11 protein-coding genes are annotated in these 12,685 nt (G+C 73.1%); 6 read left to right on the top strand and 5 right to left on the bottom strand.

All coding sequences use genetic code 11. The annotated features are described in order from the left end of the window. Positions 1 to 29: 29 nt before the first annotated feature. Positions 30 to 1,163, bottom strand: a complete 1,134-nt coding sequence (locus ACZ43H_RS10300) for a carboxylate-amine ligase (protein WP_464589973.1) — start codon at positions 1,161 to 1,163, stop codon at positions 30 to 32. 128 nt (positions 1,164 to 1,291) lie between these two features. After that, the gene (locus tag ACZ43H_RS10305) at positions 1,292 to 2,275 is read right to left on the bottom strand and encodes a DUF4192 domain-containing protein (RefSeq protein WP_464589974.1); all 984 of its coding nucleotides are present in this window, start codon (positions 2,273 to 2,275) and stop codon (positions 1,292 to 1,294) included. A 164-nt stretch (positions 2,276 to 2,439) separates the two neighbouring features. Here ACZ43H_RS10305 and ACZ43H_RS10310 point away from each other — a divergent pair, with 164 nt between their 5' ends. The 3 genes from ACZ43H_RS10310 (at position 2,440) to ACZ43H_RS10320 (ending at position 7,165) form a co-directional block, all read left to right on the top strand. Further along, a complete protein-coding gene (locus ACZ43H_RS10310; RefSeq protein WP_464589976.1) occupies positions 2,440 to 3,768 on the top strand; it encodes a DNA polymerase IV in 1,329 nt (442 codons plus the stop codon). A gap of 21 nt (positions 3,769 to 3,789) precedes the next feature. After that, positions 3,790 to 6,021 (top strand): S9 family peptidase, encoded by a 2,232-nt coding sequence (locus ACZ43H_RS10315; RefSeq protein WP_464589978.1) that lies wholly within the window; start codon positions 3,790 to 3,792, stop codon positions 6,019 to 6,021. A 175-nt stretch (positions 6,022 to 6,196) separates the two neighbouring features. Then, a complete protein-coding gene (locus ACZ43H_RS10320; protein WP_464589980.1) occupies positions 6,197 to 7,165 on the top strand; it encodes a sigma-70 family RNA polymerase sigma factor in 969 nt (322 codons plus the stop codon). A 42-nt stretch (positions 7,166 to 7,207) separates the two neighbouring features. Here the strand turns inward: ACZ43H_RS10320 and coaE are convergent, their stop codons facing one another. Further along, positions 7,208 to 7,795 carry a dephospho-CoA kinase gene (gene coaE, locus ACZ43H_RS10325; RefSeq protein WP_464589981.1) on the bottom strand — a complete coding sequence of 196 codons (588 nt, stop codon included), beginning with the start codon at positions 7,793 to 7,795 and terminating at the stop codon, positions 7,208 to 7,210. Between the two features lie 36 nt (positions 7,796 to 7,831). Here coaE and ACZ43H_RS10330 point away from each other — a divergent pair, with 36 nt between their 5' ends. Continuing rightward, the gene (locus ACZ43H_RS10330; protein WP_464589983.1) at positions 7,832 to 9,121 is read left to right on the top strand and encodes a class I adenylate-forming enzyme family protein; all 1,290 of its coding nucleotides are present in this window, start codon (positions 7,832 to 7,834) and stop codon (positions 9,119 to 9,121) included. Here ACZ43H_RS10330 and ACZ43H_RS10335 read toward each other — a convergent pair. Beyond that, entirely contained in the window at positions 9,105 to 10,178 is a 1,074-nt protein-coding gene (locus tag ACZ43H_RS10335) for a GDSL-type esterase/lipase family protein (RefSeq protein ID WP_464589984.1), read from the bottom strand. The genes ACZ43H_RS10330 and ACZ43H_RS10335 overlap by 17 nt on opposite strands. An 89-nt stretch (positions 10,179 to 10,267) precedes the next feature. Beyond that, complete coding sequence (locus ACZ43H_RS10340; protein WP_464589986.1) at positions 10,268 to 11,245, bottom strand: GlxA family transcriptional regulator; 978 nt, start codon at positions 11,243 to 11,245, stop codon at positions 10,268 to 10,270. Between the two features lie 93 nt (positions 11,246 to 11,338). On the opposite strand from ACZ43H_RS10340, the gene ACZ43H_RS10345 reads away from it, so the two are divergent. Further along, on the top strand, positions 11,339 to 11,488 hold the full coding sequence (locus ACZ43H_RS10345; RefSeq protein WP_464589987.1) for a hypothetical protein: 150 nt from the start codon (positions 11,339 to 11,341) through the stop codon (positions 11,486 to 11,488). 63 nt (positions 11,489 to 11,551) lie between these two features. Beyond that, positions 11,552 to 12,613 (top strand): hypothetical protein, encoded by a 1,062-nt coding sequence (locus ACZ43H_RS10350; RefSeq protein WP_464589989.1) that lies wholly within the window; start codon positions 11,552 to 11,554, stop codon positions 12,611 to 12,613. Positions 12,614 to 12,685 lie beyond the last annotated feature (72 nt).

The following is a 12,685-nucleotide window of genomic DNA, read 5'->3' on the forward strand; positions in this document are numbered from 1 at the left end:
ACCTTAGGGTGTGGCACCCCGCGGCGGGCTCACCCCGACGTCGCGTCCCGGGACCAGACGTGCTCGCTGCGCACGACCAGGTCGTCCACCACGCCGTCGAGGGACCCGGCCCGCCGGTAGGCCTCGAGCTGCCGCACCGCTCCCCCGCCCCACAGCACGCGCTCGACACCGGCCCGCACCAGCTCGGCGTCCCCGGTCTCCTCGAGCTCGGTGGCAAGCGTGGCGAGGAGCGCCTCCACCACCTCCCGCGCCGTGACCAGCCTCCGGGTGACCGGGTGCACCAGCGTGCTCGCGAGCCCGACCCGGGAGGCACGCCAGTGGGCGGCCCGCAACGACTCGGTCCGCCACAGCGGTGGGTCCTCGCCCCGGTGCCAGGACCGTGCCGCGTGCTCGACGAGGGCGCGCACCAGGGCCGCGATCAGCACCGCGTCGTCGAGGTCGGTGCAGGTGTCGAACACGCGCACCTCGACGGTCGGCTGGTGGGCGGAGAGACGCGCGTCGAAGTAGAGCATCCCGGGGTCCCGGGCCGCCCCGGAGGCCAGCAGCTCCTCGCACAGCTGCCGGTAGGCCGCCACCGAGCCGAGCGTCCCGGTGGGGCCCGCGGTGGGCCAGTGCGACCACACCTGCGAGCGCCAGGAGGCGTACCCGGTGTCCCGCCCCTCGGCGAACGGCGAGTTCGCGCTGACCGCCCGGAGCACCGGGAGCCACGGGCCGATCCGGTCGATGATGCCGACACCCTCCTCGTCGCTCTCGACCACCACGTGCACGTGCATGCCGCAGGTGCCGGCGTGCCGCGCGATCTCGGCGTAGCGGAACAGCATGTCCTCGTACCGGTCGTCCGGGGTCAGCCGCGGCTCCTCGGCCAGCGGGACGGTCGCCACGGCCACGGCCGCCATGCCCACTCGCCGGGCGGACCGCCCGGCGATGGTGCGCGCGACCAGCAGCTGCTGCCGCACCGAGGCGATGTCGGTCGCGGGCTCGGTCCGGGTCTCGAGCTGGTGCTGGAAGAGCTCCTTGTCCAGACCGTGGCTGGCCCGGACGGGGCGCACGCCGTGCTCGCGGTGGTGCTCGGCGAGGACCTCCCGCGATCGCGAGCTGGCCAGCCGGGTGGCGGGGTCGACGAGCAGCAGCTCCTCCTCCACGCCCACCGTGCGGACACCCATGGCGCATCGTAAGCACGGATCCCGGCGGGCCGCTCGCCCGCTGCGGGTGAGCCGCCAGCAGCCGGGGCAGGCGGCGCAGGCGCTGCTGGCGGTGCGCGCGGTGCGGGCGGTGCGGGCGGTGCGGGACGCTAGGCAGGGTCGTCGAACATGTCGGACCACCCGGTCTCGAAGTCCCAGGCGGTCGGCGGCACGGCGTGGTCGAGCAGTCGACCCAGGATGTCGGCCAGACCGTAGCCGGGATCCACCTCCTGGCAGCGCTCGACCGCGCACCACGCGAGCGCGCCGTGGCCGGCGAGCCAGGCCGCGAAGCCGAGCAGGGCGGCCGGGGCGGGCAGCAGGTCGTCGGGGCTGCGGCGGACCAGGTCGGTCCAGTAGCCGACGTGCTCGCGGGCGCTCTCCCGGGTCATCAGCGACCACGCCACGTCCCGGAGCCGCAGGTCCAGCAGCGCCCCCAGCAGCCGGGCCGCCTCCTCGTCGGTGGGCACCGCCCCGGCGGCGACCTGACGCTCGACCGTGGCGCGGACCCAGGCCGCCTCGGCGGCGAGCTGCCCGGGGTCCACCGTCTCCTCCCCGGCCAGCCGGGCCAGGGCAGTGGCGCGGTCGGGGTCCGGAGCCAGTGAGGCGGCCAGCTCGTCGCGGCTCGCGAGCGTCACCCGGCCGTCGAGGACCGACTGCGCGACGAAGTGGTGGGCCAAGACGTCGTAGGGGACGCCGTGCGCCGGGACGCCGCGACGCCCGGGCAGCAGCGCGAACCAGCGCCGGCCGTCGGCCCGCAGTGACTCCAGCACGTCGATCCCGGCCCTTTCGAAGGCCCGCACCAGCGCACGGGAGACCCGCCGCGCGTGGTCGGCGTCGTCGGAGTAGAGGACGAACACGACGCCGCGGACCAGGTGGCGGCTCGCCGGCCCGAGGAGCGCCTCGACCGCTCCGTCGACGTGGGCGGGCGGGGGCAGGTCGACCCGGGCGTGGAACGTGGCCGCGGCGCCGAAGGTGAGCATGACGATCGAGCGCTGCGGGACGAAGCCGAGCACGACGGGGACGGCCGCGAGCACGTCCTCGGGACTGCGGGCGACGAAGGTGGTCGGCTGGGTGGGAGTGGTGGGTGTGGTCATGCTTGGGACGGTCCCCGCCCGTGCCGACATCGACGCCGCTGTCCGGTGAGACCTGTGGAGGGAGCCGGCGACGGGGCTTCCTGTGGACGGTTCGTGGCCCGTCCGGGCCGTGTCGGTGGGCCGCGGTACCTTGCCCGCATGCCCGCCGGACCCGGAGGCCGCTGATGCGCGCGCACGCCTCGGTGCTCCACCTCGACCTCGACGCGTTCTTCGCCGCGGTCGAGCAGCGCGACAAGCCCTCCCTGCGCGGCAAGCCCGTCGTCGTGGGCGGCGTGGGTGGCCGCGGCGTGGTGGCGACGGCGTCCTACGAAGCCCGCAAGTACGGCGTCCGCTCCGCCATGTCGACCCGCGAGGCCCGGTCCCGCTGCCCCCACGCGGCGTTCCTGTCCGGGCGGTTCCACGCCTACCGGGACACCAGCCGCATCGTGATGTCCCTGCTGCGGTCCGCCTCGCCCCTCGTGGAGCCGCTCTCGCTCGACGAGGCGTTCGTGGACCTCGAGCACGCCCTGCTCCCCGACCTCGAAGTCGACACGGTGACCGCGTTCGCCGAGGACCTCCGGACCCGCGTGCACGAGGCGACCGGTGGGCTGACCGCGTCGGTGGGCATCGGGACCTCGAAGTTCATCGCCAAGGTCGCCAGCGACCTCGACAAGCCCGACGGGCTGACGGTCGTGCCACCCGGGACCGAGCAGGCGCTGCTGCGCCCGATGCACGTCTCGGTGATCCCGGGGGTCGGGCCCGCGACCGCCGAGCGGTTGCGACGGGCCGGCATCCACACCGTCGCCGACCTCGAGTCGGTCGACCTCGAAGAGCTGGTCCGGCTGCTCGGCAAGGCACACGGCGGCGGCCTCTTCCACCTCGCCCGCGCCGAGGACGACCGGCCGGTGGTGCCGGAGCGCGAGGCCAAGTCGGTCAGTGTGGAAGGCACCTACGACACCGACCTGACCGACCGCCGGCTGATGGAGGGACTGCTGACCCGTCAGGCCCGCGAGGTCGCCGAGCGCCTGCGCAAGCACGGCCTCTCGGGCCGGACCGTCTCCATCAAGGTCCGGCTCCACGACTTCACGACGCTGAGCCGGTCGACCACGCTGGCCTCGCCCACCGACAGCACCGCCACGATCGCCCGGCTCGCGCGTGGCCTGCTCACCGACCTCGACACCTCCGGAGGGGTGCGGTTGCTCGGGGTCGGGGTCTCCGGGCTCGCCGACTGGATCCAGGAGGACCTCTTCGGCGACGAGGCCGACGAGGCCGACGACGCGGTGCCCGAGGAGGAGCTGGTGCCGACCAGCCGTCAGCGCCGCACCTGGGCACCCGGCATGGACGTCGTGCACGCCGAGCTGGGTCGGGGCTGGGTGTGGGGGTCGGGCCGCGGGGTGGTGACGGTCCGGTTCGAGACGGCCGAGTCGCCGGCAGGGCCGGTCCGCTCGTTCGCTGACGACGACCCCGTGCTCAGCGCCTGGGTGCCGGAGGAGCCGGACGACCCGCCCGCCTGACACGGCGCTAGGTTCGACCCCATGGAGCACTCCCCCGCGACGACCGAACCCGCTGCCCCTCCGATCGCGGAGCGCCGACCTGTCACCAGCGAGGTCCACGGGACCACCCGGACCGACGACTACGAGTGGCTGCGGGACAAGGACTCCCCCGAGGTGCGGGCCCACCTCGAGGCCGAGAACGAGTACACGCAGACCCGCACCGCGCACCTCGCCGACCTGCGTCAGTCGATCTTCGAGGAGATCAAGGCGCGCACCCTCGAGACCGACCTCTCGGTCCCCACCCGGGTCCGGGGGCACTGGTACTACGGCCGCTCCTACGAGGGCAGGGAGTACGGCGCCACCTGCCGCGTGCCCGTGCACGACGAGGACGACTGGACCCCGCCCCGCCCCGCGGAGCACTGTGCCGCCGGCGAGCCGGCGCTGCCCGGCGAGGAGCTCCTGCTTGACCTCGACAGCCTCGCCGAGGGGCACGACTTCTTCTCCCTCGGCGGCTCGGCGGTCAGCCCGGACGCCACCCTGCTCGCCTACTCCACCGACGTCACCGGCGACGAGCGCTACACGGTGCGGGTCAAGGACCTGGGCACGGGAGGGCTGCTGCCCGACGAGATCACCGGCGTGATCGGCGGGGCCACCTGGAACCGCGAGGGCACCGACCTCTACTACACGACCGTCGACGAGTCCTGGCGCGCCGACAAGATCTGGCGGCACCGGCTCGGGACCGAGCAGGCGGACGACGAGCTGGTCTTCCACGAGACCGACGGCCGGTTCTGGGTCGGTGTGGGACGCACGCGCACCGACCGGTTCCTCGTGATCGCCTCGGGGTCGAAGACCACCAGCGAGTACCGCTACCTCGACGCCGACGCCCCCGAGCAGGGCTGGCGGGTGTTCGCGGAGCGACGCGAGGGGCTGGAGTACAGCCTGGACCACGGCGTCCTCGCCGGGCGCGACCTCTTCCTCGTGCTGCACAACGCCACCGGGCCCGACTTCGAGCTCGCGACCGCCCCGCTCGAGCCCACCCCGGTGGAGCGGTGGACGGCGTTGGTCCCCCACGACCCGGCGGTGCGTCTCGAGGACGTCGACGCGTTCGCGGGCCACCTCGTCGTGCACCAGCGCAGCGAAGGGCTGACCCAGCTGCGCATCCTCGAGCTCGGCGACGACCCCGCGCAGCCGGTCACCGACGACTACCTCGTCCGGTTCGACGAGGAGGTCTACACGGTCGGCTCGGGCAGCAACCCCAACTACCACCAGCCGGTGGTCCGGCTCGGCTACACGACGATGGCCGTCCCGTCCTCGGTCTACGACTACGACGTCCGCACCCGCGAGCTGACGCTGCTGCGGCGTACCCCCGTGCTGGGCGGCTACGACCCGGCCGACTACGAGGAGCACCGGCTCTGGGCCACCGCCGAGGACGGCGAGCAGGTGCCGATCTCGATCGTGTGCCGCCGCGGCGCCCGCGAGGACGAAGGCGGGGGCTCGCGCCCCATCCCGGTGCTGCTCTACGGCTACGGCGCCTACGAGATGTCGATGGACCCCTACTTCTCCAAGCCCCGGCTCTCGCTCCTCGACCGCGGCGCCGGCTTCGCCATCGCCCACGTCCGTGGTGGCGGCGAGATGGGCCGGCGGTGGTACGACGACGGCAAGCTGATGCGCAAGCAGAACTCCTTCTCCGACTTCATCGCCTGCGCCCGGCACCTGGTCCAGACCGGGTGGACCACGCCGGAGCACCTGGTGGCCGAGGGCGCCTCGGCCGGTGGGCTGCTGATGGGGGCGGTCGTCAACCAGGCCCCGGAGCTCTTCGGCGGGGTGGTCGCCGGGGTGCCGTTCGTCGACGCGCTGACGTCGATGCTCGACTCCTCGCTGCCGCTCACGGTCACCGAGTACGACGAGTGGGGGAACCCGGAGGCGGACCCCGAGGTGTTCGCCTACATGGCCGGCTACGCGCCGTACGACAACGTGGCGGCGGTCGACTACCCGCCCATCCTGGCCGAGACCTCGCTCAACGACACGCGCGTCCTCTACGTGGAGCCGGCCAAGTGGGTCGCCCGGCTGCGGGCCACCGCGGTCGGTCGGCGGGACTTCCTCCTGCGCACCGAGATGTCGGCGGGTCACGGCGGCGTCTCCGGGCGCTACAAGTCGTGGCACGACCGGGCCTTCACGCTGGCCTGGATCCTCGACCGGATGGGCCTCGCGGACGCGACCCCGGCGTGGTCCCCGCCGACGGCCGGGTCGGCGACGGACGGGTCCGACGTCTGAGAACTGGCTGAGATTTTCGCTGGGACGCAACTCCAACCCATCGCCAACCGTCCTTGGCTACGAAGAGTTCATACGAACCGTCGGGATAGGTCCGGGAATCTCCGGGTACGTCGGGGCGTTGGACAGGACGTGTGGGGCTGCCGATGGCGGGCCACGGAGCTGAGGAGGGGCGCCCATGACGACACGCACCGCAACGGTCGGCGCGCGGGTCGGATCACGCGAGATCGAGGGCCGGGACAGCGTCGGACTGTACCTCGACGAGATCGCGCGGAACCCCCTGCTCGACGCTGCCAGCGAGGTCGAGCTGTCCAAGACCATCGAGGCCGGCCTAATGGCCGAGCACCTGCTCGCCGAGGGCCGGGTCGGCCGCCGCAAGGGTGGCGCCCCGATGTCCGCGACGCAGGAAGAGCTCGAGTGGCTGGCCGAGGAGGGCCGCAAGGCCGTCGACACGTTCATCACCGCCAACCTGCGGCTGGTGGTCTCCATCGCCCGCAAGTACGGCCGCGCGCAGATGCCGATGCTCGACCTGATCCAGGAGGGCAACACCGGCCTGATCCGGGCGGTCGAGAAGTTCGACTACACCAAGGGCTACAAGTTCTCGACCTACGCCACCTGGTGGGTGCGCCAGGCCATCACCCGCGGCATCGCCCAGCAGGCCCGGGTCGTGCGCCTCCCCGTCCACGTGGTGGAGGAGCTCAACCAGGTCGGCGGCGCCCGCCGGACGCTCGAGCGGCAGCTCGGCCGCGAGCCGGAGCCGCACGAGATCGCCACCGAGCTCGGCATGGACGTGGACCGGGTCCTCGACCTGATCGCCTGGGGCCGTGAGCACGTCAGCCTCGACTCCCCCGTCGACGAGGACGGCGACACCTCGCTGGGCGACCTGATGGCCCAGGAGACGTCCCCGAGCCCCGACCTGACGGTCCTCGACGTCGAGTCCCGCGAGCGCCTCAACACGCTCGTCGGCCAGCTCGACGACCGGGCCGCCGACATCATCCGGTCGCGCTACGGCCTGGTCGACGGGCGCCAGCACAAGCTCGCCGACATCGGCGCCAAGCACGGCATCTCGGCCGAGCGGGTCCGCCAGCTCGAGCGCGAGGCGCTGCAGAAGCTGCGTCGCCTCGGGGACCCCGACCTGGCGGCCTGACCACTGGCCCCCCACGCTGACCCGCCCGGCTGTCCGGGCGGGTCAGTGTCGTTCCAGCTGCCCGTGGACCTCGGCGACCCGGCGACGGAGGTCCGCGAGCGTCCCGGTGTTCTCGATGACGTACGTCGCGATCGCCAGCCGCTGCTCGCGGCTCGCCTGGGCGGCGATGCGGGCGCGGGCGTCCTCGGGGCTCATCCCCCGCAGCCGGGTCATCCGGTCGAGCTGGACGTCGGTCGGGACGTCCACCACGATCACCGCGTCGAAGGCCGCCGCCTGGCCGGTCTCGGTCAGCAGCGGGATGTCGTGCACGACGACCGCGCCGGCGGGCGCCTCCGCCTCGATCTCCGCACCTCGGGCCCTGACCCGGGGGTGGATGATCGACTCCAGGACCCGCCGCTTCTCCGGGTCGGCGAAGACGATCGCCCCCATGGCCGGCCGGTCCAGCCCGCCCTCGGTCGTCAGCACCTCGGGCCCGAACGCGGCGACGACCTCCGCGAGGCCGTCGGTGCCCGGCGCCACCACCTCACGCGCCAGCTGGTCGGCGTCGATGACGACCGCGCCCAGCTCGTCGAGCATCGCCGACACCGTGCTCTTCCCCGAGGCCACGCCACCTGTCAGTCCCACACGCATGCCGCGAGGGTAGAGGGTCGCCGTAGGCTGCGACGCGTGGACCACGTCGAGCTGCACGAAGGGTCGCGCGTCGCCCTGCTGGTGCCCGGGTCGGCGGACTACGTCGACCTGGTGATGGCACTGCTCGCGGACGGGGTGTTCCCGATCCCGCTCGACCCGCGGCTGACGGCGTACGAGCGCGAGGGCATCCTCGTCGGCCTCGACCCGGACCTGGTCGTCGAGACGCCCGAGCAGCTGGCCTCGCTCGCGCAGCGGGTGTCGACGGGCCCGACCGGGCCGGGCGCCCAGCGGGGCGTGCCGCGAGGTCGGCCGATCCATGTCACCAGCGGCACGACCGGGACACCCAAGGGCGTGTTCAGCGGGCTGCTGAGCCCTGAGCAGGCGGACGCGCTGGTCGCCGAGGAGCGCGACCTGTGGGGGTTCTGCGCGTCCGACGTCAACCTCGTGCTGAGCCCGCTCCACCACTCGGCACCCCTCCGCTTCGCGATGGGCACACTGCTCGCCGGGGGCCGGATCGTGGTCCCGGGGCCGTTCGACCCGGCGACGGTGACCGCCGCGATCGAGCAGGAGCGGCCGACCACGATGTTCTGCGTGCCGACCCACCTGCAGCGGCTCTTCGCCCACTGGGACGAGGTCGGCACGCCCGACCTGTCGTCATTCCGACTGGTGGCGCACGCCGGGGCGCCCTGCCCGGTGGCGGTCAAGCACCGGCTGGTCGCGGAGTTCCCCGCGGGGTCGACCTGGGAGTTCTACGGCTCCACCGAGGGCCAGTTCACCGCCTGCCGCAGCGAGGAGTGGTTCGAGCGGCCCGGCACGGTCGGGCGCGCGCGACCCGGCCGCTCGCTCGCGGTCGACGACGACGGCACCATCTGGTGCACCGTGCCGCAGCACGCCCGGTTCTCCTACCTCGGCGACCCGGGCAAGACGGCCGCGGCCTGGGGTGGCACCGTCGACGGCCCGGCCTTCACGGTGGGCGACCTGGGCCGGCTCGACGACGAGGGCTACCTCTACCTCGACGGCCGGCGCGAGGACCTGATCATCAGCGGCGGGGTGAACGTCTACCCGCTGGAGGTGGAGAACGCGCTCCGCGAGCACCCCGGCGTTGAGGACGTGGCCGTGCACGGGGTCCCCGACGAGCAATGGGGCCAGCGCGTCTGCGCCGCCGTGGTCGGCCCGGCCCGCGAGGAGGAGCTGGCGGCGTACGCCCGCGAGCGGCTCGCGCCACCGAAGCGCCCGAAGACGTGGACGTTCGTCGACGAGCTCCCCCGCACGCTCACCGGGAAGGTGCTCCGCGACCGGCTGCCCGACCTCATGGACCGCCGGTAGCTCCCGGGCGCTCGGCCCGCTGCCGGGCAGGGACCACCGACACCACGTTGGAGAACAGGTCCTCGGCCACCGCGGACCCCTTCTGGGCCTGCAGCCGGAACTCGTAGCGGTGGCCGTTGGTCAACCCGCCCGCGACCCAGGGAGACCCGGACACCGGGAACGGGAGCCGGGCCCAGTCCTCCCCGGTGGTGGCGTCGCGCCTCCACACGGTCTCGCCGGTCGCCCCGGGCGGCGGTTCCCAGCGCAGCGTCGCCTCGCCGTCACCGGGGACGGCGGAGAGCACCGCGGTCACCCGCGGCCCGTTCGGGACGACCGGGAGGGGGCGCGGGTAGTCGCTCCCGATCCCGAGGGAGGCGAGGGCGTCGGCCACCCCCGCGGCGATCTTGACCTCGCCGGTGGCCGTGGGGTGCGCGGGGTCGTAGGTGTCGACGTCCTCGACGTACGGCTGGACGGGCTGGGCCGTCACCACCCGGGAGTCCTCGCTGTCGAGGTCGGCCGCCAGCTCCTGCAGGTCGGCGTCGTACTCCTCGACGCCCGGGAACCAGGTCTGCGGCAGCCCGCCGAGGACCACCGAGACGTCGGGGTCGGCGGATCGGGCGTCCTCCACGAGATCGCGTGCGTGGTCGATGACGTCGGCGGGCGCGGCGTGGTCCCAGGCGAGGTCGTTGAAGCCGAGCATCTCGACCACGACGTCGGGGTGGTAGGTGTCGACGAGGTCCCCGATGGGCTGGTCCTGGTCGACGAACTTCATGCCCCAGCGGGCGGCGTGGTCCTGGTCGAAGTCCGGGTCGGCGTAGGCGTGCGACCCCTGCTTCCCCGTCAGGTTGTCGAGCAGGCCGTCGTCGGGCCCGACGAAGTCGAACGGGACGTCGGCGTCGACCAGGTGCTGGGCCAGCCGGTAGCGCCAGGTCCAGTCACCCGCGGAGCCCTGCGTCACCGAGTCACCCACCAGGAGGATGCGGACCGGATCGTCGGCCGACCGGCAGGCCGCGGCGAGGGGAAGCAGGCCCAGGAGGAGGACGACGAGGTAGACGGGCAGGGCGCGCTGTCGCGACATCCGGCCCCCTTCCACCCCGGTCATCGTAGGCAGCCGGTCCACGGGCAGTGACAACTGGCCGTGACAACCGGACGGGGCGACGGTCGCGGTCAGGCGCTCCGCTCGGCGGCCGCCCCGGAGAAGGTACGGCGGTACTGCTGTGGGCTCACGCCCCGCGCCCGGGTGAAGTGGTGGCGCAGCGTGGCCGCGTTGCCGAAACCGACCTCGTCCGCGATCCAGTCCACCGAGTGGTCGGTCAGCTCGAGCAGCTCCTCGGCGGCCTGCACCCGCTGCGCGGTCACCCAGGTGTGCGGGGTGGTGCCGGTCTCGGCGCGGAACCGGCGGGCGAAGGTGCGCGGCGACATGTGCGAGCGCCGGGCCAGCTCGTCGACGCTCAGGTCGTCGCCGAGGTTCTCCACGATCCAGGCGAGCAGCGGGCCCAGCGTCTCGGCGTCGCAGTCGGGGACCGCGCGGGCGATGAACTGCGCCTGCCCGCCGGAGCGGTGCGGCGGCACGACCATGCGGCGGGCTGCCGCAGCCGCGGTGCGGGCGCCGAACTGCTGGCGCATCAGGTGCAGCGCGGCATCGAGACCCGCGGCGGAGCCGGCCCCGGTGACGATGGTGCCGTCCTGGACGTAGAGGACGTTCTCGTCGACGTGGGCGAGCGGGTAGCGCTCGGCGAGGGCATCCACGTGGCGCCAGTGGGTCGTGCACCGGCGACCGTCGAGGAGCCCGGCCTCACCGAGCACGAACGCCGCCGTGCAGTGCGCGAAGACGAAGGCGCCGCGGGCGTGCGCGGCCGCGACCAGCTCGACGACCTCGGGCGAGGGAGCCAGGTAGTCGCGCTTGGGAGCGATGCAGAGCAGGTCCGCGTCGGCGGCCGCCTCGAGGCCGTTCTCGACGTGGAGGTCGAAGCCCGAGGGACCACGCACCCGGCCCGGCCGCGGGGTCGCCACGACGAAGTCGAAGACCGGGTTGTCGTCCTCGGGGTGGTAGGGCTCGGCCCAGACCTCGCACATCGCGCCGAGGCCGAAGGGCTCGACACCGTCCTGCACGAGCACGGCGACGCTGGTCACGCTGGAGGACATGGGGCCAGCCTGCCGCATGGTTGGCAGAAAAACAACGCCCGATGACTTTTCTGCCACTGGTGGCGGGATCTCGATCGGCGCAGACTTACTGCCATGACCTTCCTGATGATCCTGCTGGCGCTGGCAGTGCTGATGAGCGCAGAGACCGTCCGCCTGGCCGTCCGTGACGGCCGCGGCCCCCAGCGCCCGCCGCGCTCCCACCTCGACGACCCGCGCTTCCACTCCCCCGCCCTGCCCCACTGAGCTCCCCCGCGGAACCCTGACCGCACCTGTTTCGACACCCCCGTCCGGGGGAAGCGTGCCGGCATGAGGCTTCGGGGGACGACGTTGATGACCGCGCTGCTGGCCGTGGCGCTGGCCGGCTGCAGCAGCTCGGATGCCGAGCCGGAGGCGCGCGGCAGCACCGGTGCCAGCTCCTCCTCCTCGGCGTCATCCTCGGCGTCACCCTCGACCGACCCCGAGGAGCCGACCCCGCTGGACCCGTGCGCGATGACCCCGGAGAAGTCCTGGGAGGCGCTGGTCCCCGCGAAGCAGCGCTCGCACGTCGTGCTGACCGCCGACTTCGTGACCCAGAGAGGCATCCTCCTCCTGGACGACTACGCCCGGTTCGCCTGCGAGATCACCTACGACAACGGCGTGAAGTCACCCGGGATCAGGTGGGGCTACTTCCCCCAGACCTTCCGCCCCCACGACCTCGAGAAGGTGCTCGAGGGCGCCGGCGGTACCCGCATCCCCTCGTTCAGCTATCCCGCCTTCACGACGGGCGACTTCACCTCGAGCCAGGCGATCGGCCTCAACAGCTCCACGGCGTTCTTCGTGTCGGTGGACGAGAAGCTGAACTCGATCAAGCACGGCGACACCCGCACCAAGGACCGCGACCTGGTGCGGGTGCTGCGGGAGCTGGGCAGCCAGATCCCGCTGGCGGAGCAGACCAGGATCGACCTCCCGGAGAGCTGCCCGGGGGCACGCTCCGAGGAGGTCTCCGCGGCGTACGGCGCGGTCGACTTCGCGCGCGGCGGCGAGGACGGCGACGGCCGCTACTGGTGCCTGTACATCAACCAGAAGAAGTCGTCCGAGCTCAGCCTGCGGGCCTTCCACCTCACCGACGAGGCCTTCGAGTCGTTCTACGACCAGACGAAGAAGAACCCCAACCACGTCGACATGTTCGACGGGCCGCCCGGGGTCATCCGGATGATCAGCCTCGGCGAGGACGGCGAGGCGGACTCCATCGTCCTCGACCCCGACACCCACTTCTACATCGACGTGAAGATCGAGTCGGTGCGGCAGGAACCCGGCCGGGCCGACCGCGGCGCGGTCATCGCGCTGGCCAAGGAGTACGCCGACCTCCACGCCGCCGACCAGTCGTGAAATGACACCGACCCGCCCGAGGATCTCGGGCGGGTCGGCGTGTGTCAGATCAGGCGGTCAGCCGCCAGTGGG

The organism is Nocardioides sp. DN36 (genome assembly GCF_055380375.1).

What these genes read in the sequence shown, in the direction of transcription:
- ACZ43H_RS10350 (WP_464589989.1), top strand. Translation starts at nt 11,552, where the DNA reads ATGAGGCTTCGGGGGACGACGTTGATGACCGCGCTGCTGGCCGTGGCG.
- ACZ43H_RS10320 (WP_464589980.1), top strand. Translation starts at nt 6,197, where the DNA reads ATGACGACACGCACCGCAACGGTCGGCGCGCGGGTCGGATCACGCGAG.
- ACZ43H_RS10315 (WP_464589978.1), top strand. Translation starts at nt 3,790, where the DNA reads ATGGAGCACTCCCCCGCGACGACCGAACCCGCTGCCCCTCCGATCGCG.
- ACZ43H_RS10305 (WP_464589974.1), bottom strand. Translation starts at nt 2,275, where the DNA reads ATGACCACACCCACCACTCCCACCCAGCCGACCACCTTCGTCGCCCGC.
- ACZ43H_RS10335 (WP_464589984.1), bottom strand. Translation starts at nt 10,178, where the DNA reads ATGTCGCGACAGCGCGCCCTGCCCGTCTACCTCGTCGTCCTCCTCCTG.
- ACZ43H_RS10310 (WP_464589976.1), top strand. Translation starts at nt 2,440, where the DNA reads ATGCGCGCGCACGCCTCGGTGCTCCACCTCGACCTCGACGCGTTCTTC.
- ACZ43H_RS10300 (WP_464589973.1), bottom strand. Translation starts at nt 1,163, where the DNA reads ATGGGTGTCCGCACGGTGGGCGTGGAGGAGGAGCTGCTGCTCGTCGAC.
- ACZ43H_RS10340 (WP_464589986.1), bottom strand. Translation starts at nt 11,245, where the DNA reads ATGTCCTCCAGCGTGACCAGCGTCGCCGTGCTCGTGCAGGACGGTGTC.
- coaE (WP_464589981.1), bottom strand. Translation starts at nt 7,795, where the DNA reads ATGCGTGTGGGACTGACAGGTGGCGTGGCCTCGGGGAAGAGCACGGTG.
- ACZ43H_RS10345 (WP_464589987.1), top strand. Translation starts at nt 11,339, where the DNA reads ATGACCTTCCTGATGATCCTGCTGGCGCTGGCAGTGCTGATGAGCGCA.